This window comes from Chitinophaga rhizophila, assembly GCF_019492185.1.
Taxonomy (GTDB): domain Bacteria; phylum Bacteroidota; class Bacteroidia; order Chitinophagales; family Chitinophagaceae; genus Chitinophaga; species Chitinophaga rhizophila.
In genome coordinates, this window is the sequence record NZ_JAICCF010000001.1 from 1,098,548 (window position 1) to 1,122,641 (window position 24,094).

A 24,094-nucleotide genomic window follows, 5' to 3' on the forward strand; every position below is an offset into this window, starting at 1 on the left:
TGATTACTTAATGATGACAGAATCCTGCATTTTCTGGTATTCAATCTTAGCAGTCAGCTTTAATCGATTTAGAAAGTTGTCGATAGGTTCATTTCTGTCAATAATGCCGTAGAATCGCTGTTTTTTTACCCGGTCACTGACAATCATTTTGATGCCATACCACCGGTAAACAGCTGCTGCAATGGTGCCAAGATCTGTATCGTAATGAAATATGCCTTGCGTCCAGCTGAATTCCGTTTCTTCATCGAAACGCTCAACTGAAATTTTTCCATCTTCAGACGGGACGAATGATTGAAATCCGGGAGATAAATAAACGCTATCTAAGCCAGTACGTACTTTTACCTTTCCACTGGCTAGGGATACCTTCTCAACGGTATCATAAGTGCTGACATTAAACCTGGTACCTAGAACTTCAATTTTACTCTTCGCTAAATGCACGATAAAGGGTGAGGCACTATTGGAGGCAACATCTAAATAGGCTTCACCTTCCATCCATATTTCCCTGGAAGGACCTGAAAAAGAAATAGGAAACCTGACCTTCGAATCAGAATTTATAATGAGCTTAGTTCCGTCAGATAACTGCAGGTGGTAAAACCTGCCCGGAGCAACGCTAATGGTAGCTTTAGCTGTCGATCCATTACCAGATGCATAGGCTAAGGTTTGATTGGAATTATGAAAAGCCATGCCGTTATGAGCAATCGTTGACTTTTCCTGATCAAGATCGATTGTTTGCCCATCACCTAAATCCAGGGTAACACCGTTGGCCTTCACGTCCTTTGTAGCCAGTACCTTTTCAGGTGCTTGCTTACTCAATACCAGGAAAATACCCAACACGATTATTAACGAAGCAGCAGCTGTCCAGGCAGCGATTTGTACCCGACGTGCTTTTTTATGCCGGTTAATGATACTGTTTGCAGTTATATGTGCCAATGCCTCTTCCCGCTCTTGTCGCGAGGCGACATTATTAAACCGATGAACCAATTCGTTAAACCTTGAATTAATAGAGGGATCACTAGCAATGAGCTCTTGCAGAACGGAATGCTCCTTTTCTGAAATATCACCGTCAATAAAGGATATTATGAGGGCGTCGATCTCGTCAGGCGTATGTTTCATATACTAATCTATAGACGATGGAAAACTCAAAACGTTATCGGTTTCCTTCTTTTTCTTGGAAATACTTTCTGATCTGCCGAATCGCTTTAAAGACATAGCTTTTCGATGATAAACCAGATATACCTAGTTGCTGACCAGTTTGCTGGTGAGAAAGTTCTTCCAGATAATACAAACTGATTGCTTCCCTGCCAGTGTTAGAAGTAACCTGGGAAAGCGCAAGATTTACTTTTCTTTTGGTCTCTTCTGCGTCGAAGCGGCTCACCGGTGCATATGCCTCAGATTGATGGGCAATCTGGTCTGTATATTTTTTGTGATGCCCCCTTCTTTTGATTAGATCTAACGACTTATTTTTTGCCGCTGTGATTAAATAGCTCTTAAGCGAAGCCGATATATCAAGGTCACGACGCTTATTCCATAACATTAGAAATACGTCCTGCACAATATCCTGGGCATCATTTGAATCATGTAAGGTTGCCAGCGCCATCAGATACACCTTTTGCTTATGCCGCTGGAAAATAGCATCAAAAGCAGCAGTACTGTCACTTTTTAACAGCCCCAAAAGCTCTTTTTCAGAATCATTAAAATCCATACTTGTCTATAATTGCATGACAATCAACAGTGTTCAATCATTGTAGGTAAAAGATTTGGTTGGTGTATGATCATAAATTCAAGGCACATAAGCCTAAAAAATTGATTGGCCTATTTTCATGCTGTTTACACGAATTTACTAAGTGACTGGCAAATCTACAAATGTGAACGATACTCTCCCCTACTGCGCTAAACATTTCAACGGCAAGATTACACGTATATATGCGGAGTCATTATTGTATTTAAAAAAGCGCTCATTTATTCGAAGATTTTAATATTTCCGAAAAACTTGTCCAAATTAGCAACGTTTGGTAATTATGATCGTCCAGTTATTAAGGGGAATAATATTTATACAAACCAACCAAACACTTATGCTTAATTGTCGTGTGTGTCAATTACGCCTTAGGGCGGCCTTATTGCTATTTGCTTTAACGATCATTTCTCAGGTTAGTTTGGCACAGGGACGGCCGGCAGATCGAAAAGTCACATTACATCTGAAAAACGTAACACTGAAAGAAATTTTTCAGAAGATTACGCAGCAGACCGGCCTTTATTTCAATGGATCAGATGACGACCTGGACCGCAATAGTAAGCAAACTATCGATGTTGACAATGAACCGGTAAATACTGTATTGGCAAAGATCCTGGGGGGAAAAGGCGTGAGCTGGCTTATTGAAGACAAATCAATAGTTATCTCCCGTTCAAAAGATTCGTCTGACAAAAAATCAACTCAGACGTCTTCGCCTTCAACACCAGCCATAACTGGAATTGTAAAGGCGCGCAATGGATCACCGCTTCCGGGTGCATCGATTGCCATCAAAAATGGGAAAAAAAGCGCGATTGCGGACACGGATGGGAAATTCATTTTAGAAGGCGTTAGTACGCCAACCGTTTTGGTAATTACAAATGTTGGCTTCGACAGAGTCGAAATGCCAGTGTTAGACAATAGAACGATAGAGATCTCATTAAATGAGCAGGTTAACGAACTGACTGCGGCGGAAGTGGTTAGCACCGGCTACCAATTTGTTCCCAAGGAACGTTCTACCGGTAGTTTTGCCCAGGTAAATAACGAATTATTTAATAAAAGGGTTAGTCCAGACGTGCTAAGCCGATTGGAAGGTAATGTTCCGGGTTTGCTATTTAACAAGACAACCGCTGGTTCAACGACCGGTTCCGATATCAGCATTCGCGGGCACAGTACACTTTTTGCAAATGACCAGCCTTTGATCGTTCTGGACAACTTTCCTTACGATGGCAATATCAACAACATAAACCCGAACGATATTCAATCCATTACAGTATTAAAAGACGCAGCTGCATCTTCCATTTGGGGCGTTCGATCTGGTAATGGCGTGATAGTAATAACGACAAAAAAAGGAAGGCAAAACCTGCCGCTATCAGTTGAAGTGAATGCCAATGTAACCACAGGGAATAAGCCCAATCTTTATTACGATCCCAGATTTTTAGCCTCCACAGAATTTATACCGGTGGAGAAACAACTATTTAATCTAGGCTACTATGATAGCCAAATTGGCGATCCGGTCCAGGTCCTTTCCCCAGTGGTCTCCCTATTAAACCAGGCCCGCAATGGCGAGATTACCATGACTCAAGCAGATGCGCAGATTAATGCGCTTACCGGCATTGATTTAAGGGGCGATATATCTAAATATCTTTATAGGAAAAGCACGACTCAACAATATGCTATCAACTTACGGGGCGGAAGTCAAAATGCGGATTATTACCTATCCCTAGGTTATGATAGGGACTTACTTAACAAGGTGGGCAATGATAGAAACCGCATTACTATCAATTCTACGCTTAATTTTTATCCCGTTAAAAACCTGCAGTTTTCGCTGGGAGTGATTTCCACCTTCGCCAAAGAGAATATCAATAATACGGCTGCAGAATTAAATGCTGGTGTTGGCAAACCGCTTTATCCTTATGCTCAACTTTCTGGAGCCGATGGAGCACATTTGGCTGTCGCCAGGGATTACGCATCCTCTTTTACCGACAATCCTGGCCCCGGTCTTTTAGATTGGAAATACCGGCCATTGGATGAATTAAATTTTGCCGATAATAGTGTGAATGTAACGGATACGCGTGTAAGCGCCGCCTTTAAATACACGTTCTTTCCTTGCTTAAACCTGGAAGCTAAGTACCAGTTCCAAAAATCAAGTTCGATTACTGAAAACTATTATAGCAAACAAACATACTACGCCCGTGATTTATATAACCAGTATACAGATGCTGCGAATGATATTCACCCCGTTCCATTAGGCGGTATTTTGCAGTCCAACAATCAATATATTAATTCTCACCGGGGAAGAATTCAACTGAATTACAATCAAACGGTCGGCAAAGGCGTTTTTGCGGCCCTTGCCGGTGCTGAAATAAATGCGGCTACCACGAAGTCCAATGCTAATACCTCCTATGGTTATGACAAGGAAAGTGAGACTTTTAGCAACGTTGATTTCGTAAACTTTTATTTGCGTACACCTTACGGATATGCGTCTCAAATACCGAATAACATTTCCTTTGGCCGCTTAAATGATCGTTACCTGTCTTATTTCGCTAATGGATCGTATACTTATGACAGCAAATACACTATATCAGGAAGCGCCAGAATCGACAAATCAAATATATTCGGAGTACGCACTAATGAAAAGTCGGTGCCTCTATATTCGGGTGGATTAAGCTGGCAGTTTTCAAATGAAAGCTTCTATCACTTCTCAGCTATTCCCTATGGAAAGTTACGGATGACCTATGGATACAGTGGCAATGTTGACCGCTCAGTTGCCGCAGTGACCACTATTCAACAGCTGACAAACTCATATTATACGAATATAACCTATGCTCAAATTGCCAATGCTGGCAATCCCAGGCTGAGATGGGAAAGAGTAAGAATGATCAATTTCGGCTTAGACCTGGGAACGCGAAACAACATCCTGAACGCCAACATTGATTTTTATATCAAAAAAGGGATTGACCTTATCAGCAATTCTCCTTTGGCTCCCTCAACAGGAATACCATCGTTCAGGGGTAATACAGCCAGTACAAGCGGCAAGGGATGGGATATTAATCTGACAATTAAACCAGTAACGATAACTAATTTTAACTGGACATCTAATTTCCTGTTCAGTTATGCCCTGGACAAAGTCACCCAATACAACGAGACTTTTACAGCAAATACATTTTTACAATACGGCGCAGGCGATGGCGGAACCATTTATCCATTAATTGGTAAACCCTTATTCGCTATCTATAGTTACCAGAGCGCAGGGCTTAACCCGCAAAACGGTAATCCAAGGGGTTATGTAAAAGGATCACCCAGCGAAGATTATAATGCAATTCTGACTTCTACAAACATCGATAGCGTACAATTTCACGGTTCAGCCCGGCCAACGACCTTTGGCTCATTCCGAAATACGTTCGCTTACAAGTCTTGGTCATTATCCATCAACATTATCTATAAGCTAAATTACTACTTTAGAAGAAGTTCAGTCAGTTATACGGATTTACTAAACTGGAAAGGACATAAAGATTTTGTTAACCGGTGGCAGAAACCTGGTGACGAAAATTTCACCGATGTACCTTCTCTGGTTTTGCCTCCGGATTTGGATCCCAATAGGGACAACTTCTACCTGTTAACAGACAAACTTGTTGAAAAAGGAGATCATATCCGGCTACAGGATATTAATCTAACCTACACTTTCACAAAGTCGCAATTACCTAAACTTCCATTTAAATCATTGCAGCTTTACGCGTGTGCAAATAATGTGGGTATCATTTGGAAAGCAAATAAGCAAGGGCTTGATCCGGACACTTATGCCGGGGGCTTGCCTTTACCCCGAACCTACTCTTTTGGTGTGAGAGCAAACTTCTAAAAAGTAATTTATGAACAACAAGTACATTCAAGCCGCCACAGTTGTTATAACCATTGCTCTAGGTCTATCTTTTTCAGGCTGCAGCAAGCAAGATGAATTTTTAGACGCTAAGTCTGATCAAAAACTAATCGTCCCAGAGACCTTGGATGATTACCAGTTACTGCTAAACAACGAAAGTGTCTTTAACAGCCAGGCCGATCCGGGATTGCCATTAGTATCTTCCGAAAGTTATTATGTGTTGCCAACCACCTGGTCTTCACTTTTTGATGTGGTAGAAAAGAATGCCTATATATGGGCGAAGGACTTATATGAAGGCTCACTAGTAACTACGCGGGACTGGAGCAACCCCTACTCTCAGGTCTACTATGCCAATACGATTTTAGATGGTCTGTCTGACCTTACACCTTCCACTTCAGAAATCAAAAGATGGAACGAAATCAAAGGGGCTGCGCTGTTTTACAGGAGTTATGCATTTTATTCATTGGTTCAGGCGTTTTCTGTGCCATTTGATTCAGCAACATTTGCTACTGATCCGGGTATACCTATCAGGTTATCGTCTGACTTAAATATAAAATCCACCAGGTCTTCAGTGAAACACTGCTATGATCAAATTCTCTCAGACCTGGAGGTTGCTATTTCGTTATTACCTACCAATGCGTCTTTAAAGACACAGCCATCCAAACTAACAGCTAACGCGCTACTGGCGAGGATTTATTTATCTATCGGTAATTACGAAAAGGCCTATCAATACGCCAATGAAAGTCTACAAATAAATAGTACGCTCACAGATTACAATACACTCACACCTACCAACTTCACTATTACGACAGCGTTTTTGGAAGAAGATATCTTCCATAGAACGGTCGTGCCGTACCTTGTTATGCTTAGATCAAGGGGCATTATAGATTCTACATTATATAAGTCGTATGCCACAAATGACCTGCGCCGATCCCATTTTTTCATCAATTTCAATGGGCAAATCAGGTTTCGTGGCAGCTATGATTTCCGGAATCAAACATTCTCCGGCCTTGCAAATGATGAAATTTACCTGATTAGAGCGGAGTCTTCAGCCAGGCTCGGACGGGTGGCACCAGCGTTAGAGGATTTAAACACCCTGCTGAAAACAAGGTTTAATAATTCAGTGCCTTACGTACCTATAACAGCCGCAAATAAAGAAGAGGCATTAGCAGTCATTCTGAAGGAACGGGAAAAAGAACTTTTATATCGAGGGCTTCAATGGACAGACCTGCGAAGACTCAATAAAAAAGGAAACTATAATAGAACTATTACGAGGGTTATCGATAACAACACCTATAAGCTGGTACCTAATGATGCCAGGTATGCGCTCCCTATTCCAGTGCAAGAAATCCAATTAAGTAACCTTGAACAAAATCCAAGATAGATTTTAGGAGGTTCAGGCAATTAAAAAGATCTTATGCTCAGATTTATAGTTTGTTCGATTATCACATTTTCAGCGGCATTTAGCCAAGCACATGCGCAGAACGTAAATGCTACCATTCAAGTGATAACAAAACAATCCTGGAACAATAAGCCACCATATGTTGTATTATTGAAGTATGGAACCTTCGATTATCATCCGCTCCTAAGGGATACAATTAAGCCTAGGCGAGTTGGGCATTTTTATCACTTTGACATTCCTCTATCGGACTCTCTTCAATATTTTGATTTGGTGAGTCCAGACCCTAATGAAGTTCCTATTGTGTCAAAGGGTTTGATAGAACCTGGAGACCAGATAACTGTCGGCATTGATTCTGCTGCTTATAGTTTTACAGGAAAGGGCGCAGAAAAAATACTTGTCCAACGTAAAGTTGATCAGATAAAGGCTGTCGGCGATAGCGGTTGGCCCCAAGACACGTCAGCATTAACCAACTTCTTCGAAGTCCGCAATCAATTGACCTGCGATCAATTAGCGTATTTAAAGACGATGCGTAGCAATCTTTCAAGGACGGCTTTCCAGGTTCTTCAGGCAAATACTTTTTATGCAAATATTAGCCTTCAGCTTACTCAAATCTGGAGGTTTCATGCCTATGGTAAACTGAGTGAATTGCCTTCAGAAGACAAGCTTCAACAACAATGTGGCATTTCAGTTGACACAACATCCCTTTTTTATAGTGACGTTTATCCAGGCTTTGTCTATGCAAAATCCCGCGTTAATAACGCCTATTGGGTGGGGGATACATTCGACTGGGGGCAATGCCTTACCGATATCAATAACCGGTATCAAGGTGAACTAAAGGAGAAAATACTGGCATTTATTATCTACAGGGATAGGCAAAATGCTTCCATCGTCAATGGAATCCCAGTTGGCCTTGCGTCGGGCTTTTCAAACATCGATTTTAAAGGCATAGTGACGCGAGCAGGACAAAAGAAGAAAGGGGCCCTGGTTCAGGACTTTACTTTGAAAAATGGTGATAATCTGCCGGTCTCACTTTCAAAATTTTCTGGTAAAGTAGTAGTCCTGGATTTCTGGTTTACCGGATGTTCTGCATGTAAGGGACTAAAGCCCAAAATGGATAGTATTCAACAGGAATTAAAAAATCTGCCGGTCGAGTTTCTAAGTATATCAATCGACAAAAGCCTCAATCAATGGAGAACTAGCGTCAAATCTGGAAAGTACTCATCGGCTGAGCAAGTCAACCTTTATACGGCTGGTCAGGGTGATAAACATCCCATCGTATCATTTTTTGAAGTAACGGCCTATCCGACATTGATAGTTATTGACAAAAGTCGTAAATTATTAGATTTCCCGGTAGATCCTAGAAATGATAACGGTAAAAGTATTATAAACATCATCCGTGAAGCGGCTGCACTATAATTACAGTTCTCTATTGATCCAGTTGGTACTAGGCTGACCAGACGGAAGTTGATTTGACACAGGCATGGTTGTCCAGTTAGCAGAGCACCGGGCAGGTCCTGGAACACAGATATAGCCTTTTTTTAATGCTGTTACCCAATGGTAGCTACTCGACCCTGGTGCATCTTCCACTGCATAGTAAATAGTCACAGGTTTAGCGGCCAATGCCATTAAAATGCTGAAAATTGCAGCAAGTGATAAAAAGATCCTCTGTTTGTGGTTACCATTATCCATAAGAGTAATTCTCTGGGAATTTACACTGTTGAATAAATAGGAATGGCTACCGGTATTAAACCGGTAGCCATATACATTTACTGCATTCTGTAGATCAGGTTCTGAGAAGGCTGACCAGCAGGAAGCTGATTAGATATTGGAGTAGATGTCCAGTTTGCAGAACATCTTGCAGGACCTGCTACACATGCATAACCACGGCTCTCTGGGTTAGTAGTTTCCCAGTGGTAAGAGTTTGATCCTGGCGCATCTTCAACCGCGAAATAAGTAACTGTAGGTCGGGTTGCGAAAGCGCCACCAATTCCTAATACCAGTGCAGATGCCATTGCGATAATTTTTGTACGTTTCATTTTGTTGAATTTTTTAGTTAACAATTAATGTTTTTCACTATTGCGGCTAGTGAAGAGCCCATTTATATAGCGCTATACTAAGAATGCTGGAACTTGTTGGGAGCATAGAATGCAGCTCCTTGCCGTAACCTGTTTGTGTTAAGGAGCGCAGCAATGCCCATTACTACATAAAAAAGGTTCAATAACAAGTGCTGCCCCCACGATAGCTCAGAAATAACACCACCACAACTGCATGGAACATGAGCATACACATGCAACATGACAGTAGAAATATATCCTGTAAATAGGATCATCAATCCAACACCAATGAGCAATGCTACCTTGCGTGTTTTGCTAAACAGCAAACCAATCGCTACTACCAATTCAATAATAGAGATAGACCATAAAATCAATGCTGATAGTTGGTTGGGAAACGGTTGCATATCCATTTGCTGAATAGACTGATCATAAAATCGAAGCTTTGTTATGGATGCATATAAAAACAGCATGATATAGAGTGCAGAAACGATCTCCACAAAGACTGACTTTGAGCTTTTCATATTACAAGGAACTTTAAGAAATTATTGTTAAGCCAAAACTGGCAGGCTACGTACAGCAGTTAAATGGTAACTATACTATTGGCAAAGGTTATAATGAGGCTTGTAAGTATATAAGCATCTTTTTATAAATTACAGGTAACGTTAATGGTACTAATTTTTCATAGATTTTCACCTGAGTTAACGAAAGGTTTATCATATCTCTTTAGCAGGCATCATTATATTTTCGTTGTTGTTAATACTAAGTTACTATGCTGAAATATTGGAATACTTAGGAGATCCGGAATTTTCTGACTCGTCATATTTCTGGTGCTGCTGTCTGCCATTTGTCCGTTGCCCGTGTATGGATTTATCACAACCGGCACAATATCTGTACACATGTACTCATATTGTTAACTTTAAAACGCTTTTGTTATGTCAGATAGTAAACAAAATGTTGGTCAGCAAGACAGAGTAAGAGTAGATGCGAATGATCCAAGCGAAGTGGAATTTGTCCATAGGCAGTTTCCTGAATTGTCACATGGGCAGGTACTCGCGGCAATCAAAGAGAATGGACCGCTTAGAGAAGACATCTATAAAAAATTGGAATCCCTGAAAGGCAATTCCTGATTTTGAAGCCAACCACTTGGTTGGCTTTCCGTTTACTTGTTGAGCATTTTTGATAGTAGCCTGGAATTTGCCACTCGTATACGTTCGTCCAGCACTGACTTAAAGAGATCTCCGCTTGCTTTCAATCTCTTCTCTATGGTATGCATGGTAAATTTCCAGCGGTCAAGCTTTGCATTGATCTCGCTCCAGTCAAGCGGAGTGCTTACCAGTGGTTCATGATACGGCCGGACACAATACGGTGCCGCCAGCGTGTCCGCATGGTCGTTTTGGCTGGTATCTATATAAACTTTATCTCCCCGATCTTTTTTCTCACGCTCTATGGTACCGATAACCGGTACCAGCTTCAATACTTCTGCAGCGAGTTTTTCAGCTAACTGCCGTGCCTGCATGGTCGTAAAACCTTTACAAGGAATGTATACATGAATACCCGTTTTTCACGAAGTTTTGGGAAATCCCTGTATACCATACTTATCCATTACCTTTTTAACGGCTTTTGCCACCTGAATTGCTTTCTTAAATCCTTGATTGTCGATTTCTATTCCGACTGCCCCATGTTCCAGATGGTCGGGTATTGTGGGATCGAGTTCAATAATCACAAAATCTGGCTCGTCGGGCTGTTGCCACCTGGCGTTCCAGGGATTGACATCAATACAGCCAACATCGATCATGAATAGCAAGGTTTCCAGGTTGTTGGTCACCAGGTATTGAATGATATCCCGTTTGTCATCCTTATGATGCTTTCGCTTTTCAGTGTAGAGGGTAGCACAGTCCGGCTGGCGGTTTTCCATATCTTTTAAGAAAGTGGCCTTTCCTGTAACGCCACTCAAACGAAGGTTCAGGCTTTGGGGCCGGTCTTGAATATAGGGTAACAGGTAGGGTGCAATTCTTTGGTAATACATTACCAGGTGCGCTTTGGTTACATCTTTCCAAAGTACCCGATCCACATTATGTAATTCGATAGAGCAGTTTTCCAGTTCAAATGTCATTTTTTCCTTGCCTGCCCAGGACTTATCCACCTCCTTCCAGGCGGAGGATGCATTCAGATAAGCTGGCTTTCGCTTCGTGTAGGACGAAGTAGTCTCTCTAACAGGCTTCTCCTTCTTGGACTTTGGTTCGGAGTTTTTTTTAGCCTGACCGGCGCTAACTGGTGCCCGAACCGGCATTTCAAGCAGCACTTGTGAGGCATTTTTGTCAAAGCGGAAGCCCTTGAAAGTTGCTGGTTTACGGATTCTTCCGGTACTTGTCCAGTCTGCAAATTCAAAGAAAGCTACCAGCTGCGGCTTGATATAATGAATTTTCGCATCCCCTACGTCCAGAACTTTGTTTACAAACGGTGTCTTTGTAATCTCCAGGGGTTTTAAACGCTCGAGAATGCCGGGCATTTCCTTTTGCTTATAGCCGCTACCACTTCTACCCACCCATCTGAACTCACCGTCCTTATACGCCCCAAATAAGAGGGATTTGAATGACCGGCCGGTAGAGGAAGATTCAACCCATCCGCCGATGACGAACTCCTGCTGTTTGCGCGTAGGTATTTTAAGCCAACTGTCGACACGTTTTCCAGGTAGGTAGGTGCTGTCTTTGCGTTTAGCGACAATGCCCTCCCACCCTCTTTTTTGCATTTCTGCAAACAGACCGGGGCCATCTTCAAATGACTCGCTTAACATGAGCCATTCATTTCCGCTTACCAGGTCAGATAGTCGTTTCTTACGTTCTTCGAGCGGTATATCAAAAAGGGTATTACCGTTTAAGTATAACAGATCAAATACACAATAGTAAATCGGATCCGAATCTGAACCGTTATATAACTGTACTGCATGGAAATCCGGCTTTTGCTCATTGTCGAAGACGACCATCTCGCCATCAAGCACAGCTACAATATTCAATTGCCGAAGCGCACGAACAATAATCGGGTAACGGCTGGTATAATCCTTACCACCCCTGGTCATCAGACGTACACTCTTTTTATTAACATATGCGATAAGCCGATAGCCGTCCCACTTTATTTCATAAAGATATGCTGTGCTCTGAACAGGTTTGTCCGTAAGCAAACACAGCATCGGTTCAATAAATTCAGGATACGGCGTTTTCCTGGACTTGACTGCCTTTGCACGGGTTACCATACGTCATTTTTGCTTGTCTTAAGCATATCAATAACCTCAAGAGCAAAGTTGTCCTCCTCTGATGGGTGCGCTATGCGGCTTAAAAGATGGTTTCTCCAGTCTTCTATGGCCCCCTCTTTCGTACATGAGCATCCAAAAACGCCCTCTTGTGGATCAGGACCAAGAATTACACAATAGGCGTCTCCGTCTAAATAGACAGCCGGACGAAGTTCCTTCACCTCTTTGGGAAGTGGCTCGTTCTCGTAGTCCATGGGAACGAGTTCCAAACCCGCCATATTCATTTGTTCCATAACTAGTCATTTAACTTGTTACTTCAATAAGTATTCCACGGCAGTTCTGCAACGAGCTGATCATAAGGTTAGCCAGGGTGAACAGTAGAAGAAAACATTAGTTTATGGATTCCGACTCATCGTTAAAGTATACGCGGTTACCGGTATATTTTTCTGCCAGGGCAAGCGTTTCCCGCATCACATGCCCATCTTCAATAGTGCTGATAAAGTACAGAATTTCACCCCTACCCTTTCCGTAGTCAATTCTACCTCAACATCCGGTATGTCAGTATTTTTAGTTATCAGGATTTTATCACCTGAAAGTAAGATCGCAAGCTCCTTCACATCGGAAAGGCATTCGGCACGAAATCGGTATTTGGCCATGTTTATTTGGTTACGAACAATTTGCATCGCCTGGATACAAACATGAGAAACCTGTTACCCACTTAAATAACAAAATTACCTTTTTGTTCCGCCATTTCTAAATGATTACAGTTTGTTGTCTGGCTGGGGCATGCCCTCCGGGCCGCGCTTTCCGCTTGTATCTCCCGAAACGGGAGGATACCGCTTCAATCGCTCATGCATTAGCGGAGATCGGATATACATATGCATTTAACCATCCGAAATGCACTTTTAACTCCTAAGCGGCACTAGTACGAAGGTCTACGATTGTTGCTACCAGCACTTTAAATCAACTAAATCTGCCACTCCCACAAAAGGAATGGGAGACAATAAATAAGAAGATGAGACTATGGTTATTGCGGTTGAGCTTCAGGCTACTAATTAGTTCAAATTGACTTTGATGTTGGCAACATTAACGGCTCCAACTCTCTTATGCAAAGATACTTGCATTCTGAGGTTAGCCTCAACGGACCGCAAGCTATTTTCAAAGAAAATCTCCACACTCCATAGCGCTACGCGCAGTATGGTGCCCTGCGGGCGGCATATGGATGTAGTATTTTCTTTGAAAATTCCGTTGCTGCTAACCTCAGAATAAGTGCTGGTCGCATAACAGTGTATGAAGCGCGCGATATAGAGCAGAGCGCGAAAAGACATTGTTAAACGACTAAAAAAAAGCACGATGAAACAGTCTATTAAACAGCGTGAACCGCAGAGCGAACAGAAAACCGTTTATCAGCAGATTACAGATCAGGTAATCGCCCAGCTTGAAAAAGGCGTCATTCTCTGGAAAAAGCCGTGGGCAGCGGATGAAATGCCTCATAACGTCAGCAGCAGGCATTATTACAAAGGATGGAATGCTTTCTATCTGAATATGATTTGTTTGCTGAAAGAATTTGAATATCCCCATTTTCTCACCTTTAAACAGGCCGAAGCTATGGACGGCAATATCCGTAAAGGGGAACACGGTTTTAAAGTAATCTACTTTGAAATGAAACAACAGCACGATAAGGCAACAATGGTCACGGATAAAAAAACAGGTGAAACCAAATTACATATACCTACTATTCCCATTTTAAAACAATTCACTGTCTTTAACATTGCGCAGACTGAAGGTATTGAATTTGAAAAACCGGAAAGCCATGTACGCACGTCAGTAGAAAAGATTGAAACCTGCGAAAAAATCATTGCAGGCATGAAAAACCCGCCACCAATCAAATACAGAGGTAACCAAGCCTGCTATATTCCGTCTCTCGACGTGGTTCATATGCCACAGCAAAAGAAATTCTACACAGACGAAAGCTATTACAGTACGCTTTTTCATGAGCTGGTACACTCCACAGGACACGCCAGCAGGTTAAACCGCGAAGAAGTAACCAACCCAAACACATTTGGTTCTCAGCCATACAGTAAAGAAGAATTAGTGGCGGAATTGGGCAACGCCTATCTGTCAGGAGTTACGGGCATACTTCCGAACACACTAGAAAATTCAGCCGCATATATTGAAGGATGGCTTAACAGGCTGCGCCATAATGACAAATTCTTCCTTCAGGCTTGCAGTCAGGCGCAGCAGGCTGCTGATTATATCATTGGCGAAACATTAGAGCCATTGCCGGTACAAACAGACATCGTGGCCGCCTAAAAAGCTCACTTATCAATGGCCGTACTTCCTAAGTACGGCCCATCTCCCCCACTTAAAATGTTACCGAAATGACAAAGAAAATACCATACGAACAAATTGAAAAAGCACTTTCCGCCAGTGACGTAACGGCCTGTGAAAAGTTGTATAGTAATTATTTCTCTTGGTTCACTTTAGTTGCAGATTTACATGAGGCGGCATGCCAATATAAAAACAAAATAGATGCATTAAAACCAGCGTCTTTTACTATCCAATACTACTATGCTGAATCGGCCATCAGTGGTTCGGAAGGAAAATTAAGGATTGGCAAAGAGGAGTTAAACAAGTCTTTTTCCGAAGCAGTTATTCTTCATTTTACAAACACCTATCATTTTGATGTAAAGGAATATCCTAAGTCCGCAATTTCAGATGAATTAATAGATAGTTGCCGACCGATGGTTGAACATATCATCCATGAACTAGGTGATAACTTTTTAGCAGTTGGAAAAGATCAGGTATACAGGAAATTTAGAAATAATTTTTGGCGCATCCGTACTCAGCCAGTTTTAAAAGGCAACTTGGTAAAACTACCAACCTATGGAACCAGCGTTGCCCGGCTTTCAACCCTTTTACATGCTTTATCCCTTTACATAACTGGTTCCGTAGTGCTGACGGATGAATGCAAAGAACTGAAAGAGGAATGGAAAATACGCGTTGACACTGGTCATTGCTATACATTGGATCAATTGATGACAATTAAATTTTATGCCAACTCAAGAGTCGATTTAAACTTTCAAACACCGGAAAGAGCGTGGGAATTTTTTGATTGCTTCGACCTTGAAAATCCACCAGCAGCGTACATCAGTTAACCACTATTCCAATCCAAAAAAAAAACAATCATGTTTCCAGAAATCTATATAAGCAAAGAAGCAGCACTTCCCAGCAACAGCCAATGGGAAAACCGCTTTCACATCAAAAGTGCATCATCCAACAGGCTATACACCATTGCACAACACATCAAAGGCCGCTATTGGGGGTGCGATTGTCCCGGCTGGAAAAGACACCGGAAATGTAAGCACCTCTCAGAAATTGGCTTGCCTTCCTTGTTGGTACCACATGAAGTAAACATCATAACCAGATAAGATTATGAAGAAGAAAAAAGGATTTACAGAAGGTTACAAAACCTATGACACGTCAGGTGGTTATGGCAGTGCGGAGGATTGGCGACAAGCACTAAAGGATAGGTTACAACAGGAAGCTGATATTCAAAATGAAGATTTTGAAATATTGGAGGTGCCTGTTAATGTTTCAGAAAAAGATCTGAAATCAGCCTACAGGAAATTGTTACAAAAATGGCATCCGGATAAAAACCCCGATGATCCAGAAAACGCAAAGATCATGACGCAATGCATCATTGAAGCCTACGAACGTATAAAAGCAATCAGGCGTTTTAAATAATCACCCAATTAACATTTAAACTATTACTGTATGACAATAGAAAAAATGAATTGCACAATAAAACATTTTGAAAGCCTCATTACGACTCAGGATGTAGAGTTTTGCAGACAGGCAAATGGTTCCTACGCCTCATTACGGTTCCTGATGGAGGATGCCGTCAATAACTTCAAATACAATCAAGACGAAACGCATAGGTATCTGAAGTTTGACACTACAGGCTTAATCACGCAAATGATTTTTGAAGTAGATAAAACCATGTCTCACCTAGAAAGCGACATTACCAAATTGACTACAAAGTTTATCCGGCATATAGAAAGCTACTTTGAAAAGACTTACAATATTCAATTCCAGCCGCACAGGATAACCGGCAAAGACCCATTGACCATTGATAGTTATTGTTATGTTCTTCAAAATATCATCCAGCAGCTAGGTAGTGACTTAAATGTAGTCAGTAAAACTCGAACGATTGGTCAGTTCAGACGCTTGTTTATGTTTCAGCGTTGTAAACCGCACTTAACTAATAATAAAATCGTTATGCCTGATCTGCAAAAACAGGATTCAAGACTTGAAACGCTATGTTATGCCATTAGCTTGTTTTTGTACGGCAATACCAGAATGACCAGAGAATTGGAAGCATTTAAACAGCAATTGACTGGAAACTATTGTTTTGAAGCAAAGCAAATAACAGAGGTTGTCAGCATTAAGGGGTACAAGAACGGACGCGCTGATCTCCAATTCACTACTGCGGAACTAGCTGCCGGATTTTACCAGTTTTATGATCTGGCCAATCCACTGGTCGAAAGATAATTGTCAGTTAGCCAGGTGGCAAGCCACTTGGCTAACTGACACCATCAAAATATACTATCATGAATATTATTCAACAGTACCACGCTGAACACAGGCAGGCATATGCAGAAATACTTGAGCAACGAAGCCGGTATCTGGCAACGGTACCTGAGTATCAAAATGCCAAGAAATATGCAACAGCCGATTTGTACGAAAAAGATTGCTTTGCCTACTTGGCTATCAGGGAGAATATGGCCGGTATTGAAAATGAAATTGATGATAAGCTGGACAGGCTCCGCGCACTGATGTTACTCAGCGTAACTGCGGATTCGTTACTGACCGAGTTTAGATCATTTTTAGACTTAAATAGCGCCGATCTGCCTAACCTGCAATACCAATATAACGCTTATACATTAAGCTACGGGCACGCTGACGAGCGGTTATACAAACGACTTGTTCATACAGCACTACAAATCCGGTTTGATAAGACAAGAATTTTAAACCTCCAACAGCTATGAAATATACACAGGCCGTATATGTACAACACCATTTTTATGATTATATGCCGATTGACCGTTATGCCAGCTATAAGAAGGTACATCTGGATTTTGTGATCCAAGAAATTGCCGCCAGAAATATAGACGTTATCGCCGTAGGCACTGAAGCCACCTTAATGGTCAATTTTGCCCGATACAAAGATTTTAGATTTCAATGGTGGAAACGAGGTGCAGCAGGAACAGCCTTACTACTGGTTAAGCAATCGTTAGGCATAGCAAACGAAAGCATTTCCGTCATTTGGCAGGATATGCCATTCAACAACAATTTGTAACCAATTAAACAATTAGAATATGCAAACAAACTTTTTTTCATTGATGGCCCGGTTAAGTGCTACAGGTAATATCATTATTACTATCAATCTTGACAATCCGGAAAAATTAAAAGTATTGGTCTTCCACGGAGACGATGAAGCGGGAAGTAATAAGCAACAGGCAATTGAACCACTGATATTTTCAGCTTCGCCCGCTGACTTAGATGATCTATTCTTTTCTGACATTGAAGCGCCAGTCACAGCAACGGAGTCCCTACGTCTACTTAATAAGGAATCACATCTTAAAAGTGTGGAAGCTGCGAAAGCGAAGATTGCGAACAATTCTGTCAGTAAAACATCCATTGCAAAAGCGGAAGTTAAAAAAGAGGAATCTCATGCCGAGAAAAAGTTTAATCAGGCCATGACCCAGATTCAAGAACTCAAAGGGAAAGAACGGTTCCGGGAAGCTCTTGGAAAGTTGCCGCAACTTTTAAAGGACCATCCTGACAAAGAAGAATCGCTTAAATCCACCAAAACGGACCTGATGGAATTAATGGAGGAACAGGAATTTAACGCTACCATGCAGGAAGTGGAAGAATTGGAGTTAAAGGGACTTTTCAGTGATGCTGTCCGTAAACTGCCGTCCCTTTTGGATTATCCTAGCAAAGAGCAAATCATTAGGAATACCCACGCCGCCCTGATGGCAAAATTGAACGAAAACACATTATTCGCAGCTTAAATCACAGTATATGCAGTTAGCAACAGTATTAGAAAGAGAATTTACCGTGACTGTTAATGGTAAGCCAGTCACTTTAAAAGACCCGGACAACTCATGGACACCAAAGCAAGTACGCTCATTTTATGGCGCTGCGACCTATCCACAGGTTTTAAATGCCAACATTGAGGGGCCGGTAATAGAAAACGATAAACGGGTGTACAAGTTTGTTACAACATTGGGAACAAAAGGATAAGCTATGGAAAACAACACAGATAATACAATCCGGATTATTCACATTAATTGTTATTCAGACTTATGGACACTACACAACCAAGTAATAAACGCCATAGTGCCGTTAACGCAAAAAAAGGACGCAGAAGAAGTCAGGAGCGACAAGCAATGCGCCGCCCTGCTGCCAATGTTAGAAATGATTTTCTGAAAAACAAGATTTGGCCTATCTCAACATCCTTTTCTAGCGTATTTCAAAACAAGGATAAGGTAGAGAAAGAGTTCTTTAACTCTTTCTCTTACATCTGTCAGCTTTACAATCTAAAATTGAAAGACGTAAGCCAATACCCGTATCCCTATAATATGTCGCTATCATTCAAACACCTGCAAAGCCGGCTTGCTGAAATGAATATAGGTTTACAGGTAGTACTTGAAAACTGCATGGTGTGTTTGGCCACCTACAAAGAAGTGGAGCAGTCGGACAAGCAACGATTCTTTCCATTTGCGCCTATTCTAAAGTATATGAAAGAACCGGGTCGCAAACATGCTTCTGAATTGTTACTATCGGTATGTACATACCTGCGCCACATCGTCGAAGTACCGGTATTTGGCACCGGAGAGCATACATCTGTTGATGCAGCTATTGATTTTATTGAAGAAGACATGAATAATGGTTGCTATGATGATCTGGACGGAGGAATGACTTACTATCAGGAACTTGAAAATTACCTGCAAAGTGCATATTATCATCTTCGGGTAATGGAAAAGAAATTAAACCGAAGTATCCATTTACGCGATTTTGAAATGCGATTAAACCGGCTAAGACCGAGAGACAAAGAAGAAAAGCTGCTTTATCAGCTGGCGTCAAAAGCGTATTACCTCTATAAGTTCAAGCCGGAGATAACCTTTGAAGAAAATTATCCTAAGTGCCTCAAAGACCCACACATAGAACACCGGATAGACAGGAGTTATAAATTATGTTTTTATTACTCGCGTCATGATCATATAGATTCAGAATTGGAAAACCATATTGACATTTTTTTTTCTGAAGATGAAGAACGGGTTCATGATGTTCCGATTGTCTATCAGGTTTTTGATAAATACTATGACAAAGAGGAACTGAATCCTGAATATGTTAAGTCACTGTTAGAGGTACTGTATGATTTATATGACCTTTTAAAACTACTCGATGACAAATATCACAAAGCTGTTTAATCAGGAAATTCTCCCTGAAACCGTAATAGTTCTTTACGGGAAACCCGATCGCGACCGAACAGATAAGTACGTGGAATTGATGCAAGTAAATGAAGATGCAGAACTCGTAAATGCCCACCCGCTTACTTTATCTGAAAGCGTAGAACTGGCAAAGTGTTTTTCCAGCTTGAAACCGCTGGCAAACAATTTCGGCAATTGTAATGGTGTCTTTCCTGCGACTGTGTTGAAAATTGACACGCGTCCGGCTGGCAACGTCACATGGTACACAAAGCCGAAGTCCGTTTTTATGCATTTTCAGCAAAGCAGCGATATTCCGTCCGGTAAGGCCAAAATACCAGCTTTAGTCTGGAAAGCAAATCAGCGTAAGCTATCGGTATTCGCGCTTAAAGACGGCAAACGGCCTAAAGAAAATACTGAGTTATATCATGCACCTTTTTTCAACGTGTACTCGTCCGGAGAGGTTTGCATGGGCACAACCTCCTTAAAGACACTCGCTAAAAAGACCCTTTTACCATTTATGCAGGAATGGGAAAGACTATTTTTTGACAGTGTATTTAGCCATGCCCTAAATAACTACACAGACGATAAATCAGGACAATGTGTATGGAAAAGCCTTGTTAATTCAAAAGAAAAATTCCCGGTCGATATGCTGAAAAAGAATCACCTCACCATCAAAAACATTCTTTAGTATGGAAAAAGTTCATTTTGTCTCCAATTATTTGCTCAATCCAACCAATCCGGTAACGGTTAATCTGATTGGTGCCGGAGGCACGGGTAGCGTCATGATCACGGTATTGGGACGTATCAATAATGCCTTGTTAGCACTTGATCACCCCGGTTTAGATGTACGATTATTTGACGGCGATACCATTAGCAAGAACAACACGAAAAGGCAGCTATTTAGTGAATCAGAAGTCGGTCTGCCGAAATCAACTTGCCTGATTAACCGGGTCAACCGGTTTTGGGGCACAGGCTGGAAAGCATTCGCTTATCATTATACCACAGAAAACAAATACCTAATGCGTAATTGTAAATCGGCTAATATCACCATAAGTTGTGTAGATAAGGTGCAGGCAAGGTTTGAAATTGCTGAAATCCTGCGAAAGATCAAACTAACAGAAAATCATCCGGACAGGTGCATTTACTGGCTTGACTTAGGAAATAGCCGGTATACAGGCCAATCTTTGATCGGTACTGTTCACCCTGTAAGACAGCCAACTTCTAAACTATATGAACCTACAGAGCGCCTGCCATTTGTTACTGAGGAATACAGGAATTTATTGCTTCAAACGGAGGAAACAGATAAATCACCGTCTTGCTCCGCAGCCGAAGCGCTTGCTGAACAAGACTTGTTCATTAATCCGGCCATCGCAACAATGGCGGGAAGGTTATTGATGAATATGTTTACCGAAGGGGTTATTAATGTCAGAGGGTTCTTTATGAACATAGAGGATTACCAGATGCAACCAATAACAGTCAATAGCATTCCGCTTGAGTTCTTAAATCCACTTTCTGTTGCTGCATAATTCTACCGACACCTGACCTGTTTTGTAAAAGGATACCTGGCTGTACCAACTAGCCGGGTGCCCACCCGCACCACCCGTTTTACTTGTCATATTTAGTCCCTTTACTTTCCAACTGGAAATACGCCACTGAATCATACTATTTAACGCCAGTATTTATTCAACGATTCTCTGCTTTCGGGCGACAATCCCTCACTCAATAACGTAACGGAATTTTTCGCTTCTGTTTTCATTCGATCAAAGGTGTCTTCATGGATAATCCCTGCCAGAGACTTATAAAAGTCATATAGCACATAATACACTTCTCGAATCACGCGCCTGCTATCCCTTGAAATTGACAAAGTGGAGGCCGCTGCCAGCTTGCTTAAAATTTCAATAAGGAAAATCCGGAACGAAAGGCTGTCTTGATCCTCAAACGAAAAGCTATTAATTTTGAACTGTAGTTTCTGTAAATCATGCTGAAAGGCGTTCATAGTTCCCGAATTTAATGTATTTGTAGATCATTACAGGTCAATTTCTGGCTGGTTAATCTGCTTTAATCCCTTCTGCCTAAGTTTTAAATACTGCTGTTTTTCTTTTTCCCTATCGTAGGTAAACTGACATACCTGTCGGCTAAGTATGCTCCCTTTCTTCATTAATTGACCGTAATCCTCTTTAAGGTGAATATTGCCGGTAATTACATTTAGATCCACTGAGAGCTTATTACTCAGCGAAAGAGTCCCATTAGACAACAAAGCAATTTTATTATCCGTTGTCAATTCATGAGCAAATATGCTGTCCGGCACTAGCTCGATCACATTGGCAGAAGGCAAATATGGAAGGTGAAGTTTTTGTTTATTATAATGGTCTCGTACCCGGATGAATGCAGATAGTTCCGGGTTTAAAATATCCATGTAGAACAGATTTCGATTTAAAAACCGGCAGGATTCTAACGGAATATGGTTCAGTTTGTAGTTTTTTACACCTTCCAGGCGACCAAAGACCACTTTACCATTACCAGGTATCAAATGGAGATTCTTAAGGTGATCAAAGGGTATCTTGAGGTTCACAAGCAGATCGATTTTTTGATGATCAGTCAACTCTTGCCCGTTTATATGGGAAGGGAGCGCGTGGATTAACGTATTAGGACTGGCAATATCCCCTGCAAAAAAGCGCTTATATACAGGGTCGCACGTATCTAATTGTAGTATCGACTTCGGGCTAACTGCTTTCATAACCGAACATTTGGTTCAGTCAAAAGAACCAAAATGACGGGCGCCGAAAGTTTCCTGAACGGTTGGAAAGTTTCCGGAAAATCACCAGGCCCCGCTGTACTACAGTACGTCGTGCTCAATGGTCCGACATTTGATCTCAGGAAATCATGTTACACACAAAGAAAGTCGATGATCTCATCAGCATCCATAAAATATACCATGAGCCTCGCATTTGGGAGTATGCCCGGGCAGTGGAAATCCGAAATAAATACCCGGACGCTGAATTAATAGAAGTACCTGCCCATAACCAGATTCCGGAACTTTTTGGATTTGAAGGCTCCGTGGAGGATTGGATTTGGAACAAGCGGAACGTTTTGATTCTGGGTGTGAAGAAGGCCCTGAGCGCAAGAGCTAACACCAGAAGTTCTCACTGGATCGCCCCATCTCAATCAAATGGCTGTACCATGTCCTGCTCTTATTGTTATGTACCCCGCAGGAAGGGATATGCCAATCCAATAACCATTTTTGTAAATATTGAGAAAATCATGGGGTATCTTAGTCGGCATGCCGTGCGACAAGGGGTAAAAACTGAACCGGATTTGATTGATCCAGAATACTGGGTTTATGAAATTGGAGAGAATAGCGATTGCAGCGTAGATGCCGCTATCTGTGATAACGTTAAAAACCTGATTGATCTGTTCGCCACCACTCCTAATGCTAAGCTTACATTTGCGACTAAGTTTGTAAATCACCAGTTACTTAATTTTGATGCAAGAAGAAAAACCCGTATCAGGTTTAGTCTTATGCCCCATAATATTTCTAGGCTGGTTGACGTCAGAACCTCCCCAGTTAGCGATAGACTTGCCGTAATGAATGATTTTAGGAAGGCTGGATATGAAGTGAACGTGAGTTTTGCACCTGTGATCTATTACCAGGGCTGGCTGGAGGACTGGAGAAAGCTGCTTAACGAAATGAATGATATCTTAGACCAACAGACGAAGCAACAACTGGCTGCAGAAATTATTTTTCTGACGCATAACGAGCCACTTCATAAAGTTAACATGCGATGGCACCCTAAAGCAGAAGAGGTTTTATGGACACCAGCGGTCCAACAGGTTAAGTACAGCGAAACTGGTCAAAGAAATGTTCGTTACAAGAACAATCTGAAGAGGGAAATTGTATTTGATTTGGTTAGCTTATGCAAAGAATTGATACCTTATTGCAAAATTAGGTATGCTTTTTAATGAGTTATAAAGAGATAGGTAACATAATTGAGCGGATTTTAGGATCACTTAAGTATTTTAGCTTGTTAGCATTACAATAATGGACAATAATAACATCCCTAAAAGATTTGACATTAGTATGGATGGGCAACACATTGAAGTTGTTGTCACCTCCGATCATCAACAGGTCATTTTCATGGTTCAATTCCCTGATGAAAGGGACCGGGTAGCCATCACCTTTGAGGTTGATCTTGACGGAACTGAAAATTGGCTTGAAAACGGAGGTCTGTTCGACCGTGCCGAAGAAATTGGTAGGATATTAGAATCTAAATTCTCCTAATATCTGC

The 24,094-nt window shown here is 41.5% G+C and carries 24 protein-coding genes and 1 pseudogene; 17 read left to right on the top strand and 8 right to left on the bottom strand.

Features of this window, described 5'->3' with window-relative positions; genetic code table 11:
* Positions 1-3: 3 nt before the first annotated feature.
* Both K1Y79_RS03985 and K1Y79_RS03990 read right to left on the bottom strand, forming a co-directional pair.
* Positions 4-1,113, bottom strand: a complete 1,110-nt coding sequence (locus K1Y79_RS03985) for a FecR domain-containing protein (protein ID WP_220248705.1) — start codon at positions 1,111-1,113, stop codon at positions 4-6.
* Positions 1,114-1,147: 34 nt separating this feature from the next.
* Positions 1,148-1,702, bottom strand: a complete 555-nt coding sequence (locus tag K1Y79_RS03990; protein ID WP_220248706.1) for an RNA polymerase sigma factor — start codon at positions 1,700-1,702, stop codon at positions 1,148-1,150.
* 316 nt (positions 1,703-2,018) lie between these two features.
* Between K1Y79_RS03990 and K1Y79_RS03995 the strand changes: the two genes are divergently transcribed.
* Genes K1Y79_RS03995 through K1Y79_RS04005 form a run of 3 tightly spaced genes read left to right on the top strand, consistent with a single transcriptional unit; the run spans position 2,019 to position 8,421 of the window.
* Positions 2,019-5,585, top strand: coding sequence for a SusC/RagA family TonB-linked outer membrane protein (locus K1Y79_RS03995; protein WP_220248707.1), 3,567 nt, complete (start codon positions 2,019-2,021; stop codon positions 5,583-5,585).
* 10 nt (positions 5,586-5,595) lie between these two features.
* Positions 5,596-6,987, top strand: coding sequence for a RagB/SusD family nutrient uptake outer membrane protein (locus K1Y79_RS04000; RefSeq protein WP_220248708.1), 1,392 nt, complete (start codon positions 5,596-5,598; stop codon positions 6,985-6,987).
* Positions 6,988-7,020: 33 nt separating this feature from the next.
* On the top strand, positions 7,021-8,421 hold the full coding sequence (locus K1Y79_RS04005; protein ID WP_220248709.1) for a TlpA family protein disulfide reductase: 1,401 nt from the start codon (positions 7,021-7,023) through the stop codon (positions 8,419-8,421).
* 350 nt (positions 8,422-8,771) lie between these two features.
* Here the strand turns inward: K1Y79_RS04005 and K1Y79_RS04010 are convergent, their stop codons facing one another.
* Positions 8,772-9,041 (bottom strand): hypothetical protein, encoded by a 270-nt coding sequence (locus tag K1Y79_RS04010; RefSeq protein ID WP_220248710.1) that lies wholly within the window; start codon positions 9,039-9,041, stop codon positions 8,772-8,774.
* A gap of 77 nt (positions 9,042-9,118) precedes the next feature.
* A complete protein-coding gene (locus K1Y79_RS04015) occupies positions 9,119-9,580 on the bottom strand; it encodes a MauE/DoxX family redox-associated membrane protein (RefSeq protein ID WP_220248711.1) in 462 nt (153 codons plus the stop codon).
* Between the two features lie 411 nt (positions 9,581-9,991).
* Between K1Y79_RS04015 and K1Y79_RS04020 the strand changes: the two genes are divergently transcribed.
* Complete coding sequence (locus K1Y79_RS04020; RefSeq protein WP_220248712.1) at positions 9,992-10,186, top strand: DUF3606 domain-containing protein; 195 nt, start codon at positions 9,992-9,994, stop codon at positions 10,184-10,186.
* A 32-nt stretch (positions 10,187-10,218) separates the two neighbouring features.
* Here K1Y79_RS04020 and ligD read toward each other — a convergent pair.
* Positions 10,219-12,309: pseudogene (gene ligD / locus K1Y79_RS04030) on the bottom strand (DNA ligase D).
* Entirely contained in the window at positions 12,303-12,599 is a 297-nt protein-coding gene (locus K1Y79_RS04035) for a hypothetical protein (RefSeq protein ID WP_220248715.1), read from the bottom strand. Before K1Y79_RS04035 ends, ligD begins: the two are co-directional and overlap by 7 nt.
* A gap of 1,060 nt (positions 12,600-13,659) precedes the next feature.
* Between K1Y79_RS04035 and K1Y79_RS04040 the strand changes: the two genes are divergently transcribed.
* The 11 genes from K1Y79_RS04040 to K1Y79_RS04090 all read left to right on the top strand — a co-directional run bounded on the left by K1Y79_RS04040 (position 13,660) and on the right by K1Y79_RS04090 (position 21,334).
* Complete coding sequence (locus K1Y79_RS04040; protein WP_220248716.1) at positions 13,660-14,619, top strand: ArdC family protein; 960 nt, start codon at positions 13,660-13,662, stop codon at positions 14,617-14,619.
* 68 nt (positions 14,620-14,687) lie between these two features.
* Entirely contained in the window at positions 14,688-15,464 is a 777-nt protein-coding gene (locus K1Y79_RS04045; RefSeq protein ID WP_220248717.1) for a hypothetical protein, read from the top strand.
* Positions 15,465-15,741: 277 nt separating this feature from the next.
* Entirely contained in the window at positions 15,742-16,053 is a 312-nt protein-coding gene (locus K1Y79_RS04050) for a J domain-containing protein (protein WP_220248718.1), read from the top strand.
* A gap of 30 nt (positions 16,054-16,083) precedes the next feature.
* Positions 16,084-16,860: a hypothetical protein gene (locus K1Y79_RS04055; protein WP_220248719.1), complete on the top strand. Its 777-nt coding sequence runs from the start codon at positions 16,084-16,086 to the stop codon at positions 16,858-16,860.
* Between the two features lie 59 nt (positions 16,861-16,919).
* Entirely contained in the window at positions 16,920-17,357 is a 438-nt protein-coding gene (locus tag K1Y79_RS04060) for a hypothetical protein (RefSeq protein ID WP_220248720.1), read from the top strand.
* Entirely contained in the window at positions 17,354-17,668 is a 315-nt protein-coding gene (locus K1Y79_RS04065; protein ID WP_220248721.1) for a hypothetical protein, read from the top strand. Before K1Y79_RS04060 ends, K1Y79_RS04065 begins: the two co-directional genes overlap by 4 nt.
* Positions 17,669-17,687: 19 nt before the next feature.
* The gene (locus K1Y79_RS04070) at positions 17,688-18,386 is read left to right on the top strand and encodes a hypothetical protein (protein WP_220248722.1); all 699 of its coding nucleotides are present in this window, start codon (positions 17,688-17,690) and stop codon (positions 18,384-18,386) included.
* Positions 18,387-18,396: 10 nt separating this feature from the next.
* Positions 18,397-18,618: a PRTRC system protein C gene (locus K1Y79_RS04075; protein ID WP_220248723.1), complete on the top strand. Its 222-nt coding sequence runs from the start codon at positions 18,397-18,399 to the stop codon at positions 18,616-18,618.
* A gap of 62 nt (positions 18,619-18,680) precedes the next feature.
* On the top strand, positions 18,681-19,808 hold the full coding sequence (locus K1Y79_RS04080) for a hypothetical protein (protein WP_220248724.1): 1,128 nt from the start codon (positions 18,681-18,683) through the stop codon (positions 19,806-19,808).
* Positions 19,783-20,496, top strand: a complete 714-nt coding sequence (locus K1Y79_RS04085; RefSeq protein WP_220248725.1) for a prokaryotic E2 ligase family D protein — start codon at positions 19,783-19,785, stop codon at positions 20,494-20,496. Before K1Y79_RS04080 ends, K1Y79_RS04085 begins: the two co-directional genes overlap by 26 nt.
* Position 20,497: 1 nt before the next feature.
* The gene (locus tag K1Y79_RS04090; RefSeq protein WP_220248726.1) at positions 20,498-21,334 is read left to right on the top strand and encodes a PRTRC system ThiF family protein; all 837 of its coding nucleotides are present in this window, start codon (positions 20,498-20,500) and stop codon (positions 21,332-21,334) included.
* Between the two features lie 140 nt (positions 21,335-21,474).
* On the opposite strand, the gene K1Y79_RS04095 is transcribed toward K1Y79_RS04090, so the two are convergent.
* Positions 21,475-21,804, bottom strand: a complete 330-nt coding sequence (locus K1Y79_RS04095) for a hypothetical protein (RefSeq protein ID WP_220248727.1) — start codon at positions 21,802-21,804, stop codon at positions 21,475-21,477.
* A gap of 30 nt (positions 21,805-21,834) precedes the next feature.
* Positions 21,835-22,545: a hypothetical protein gene (locus K1Y79_RS04100; RefSeq protein ID WP_220248728.1), complete on the bottom strand. Its 711-nt coding sequence runs from the start codon at positions 22,543-22,545 to the stop codon at positions 21,835-21,837.
* Between the two features lie 146 nt (positions 22,546-22,691).
* On the opposite strand from K1Y79_RS04100, the gene K1Y79_RS04105 reads away from it, so the two are divergent.
* Together K1Y79_RS04105 and K1Y79_RS04110 are read left to right on the top strand one after the other, a co-directional pair.
* Positions 22,692-23,768: a spore photoproduct lyase family protein gene (locus K1Y79_RS04105; protein ID WP_220248729.1), complete on the top strand. Its 1,077-nt coding sequence runs from the start codon at positions 22,692-22,694 to the stop codon at positions 23,766-23,768.
* A 79-nt stretch (positions 23,769-23,847) separates the two neighbouring features.
* Entirely contained in the window at positions 23,848-24,087 is a 240-nt protein-coding gene (locus tag K1Y79_RS04110; protein ID WP_220248730.1) for a hypothetical protein, read from the top strand.
* Positions 24,088-24,094: the final 7 nt, after the last annotated feature.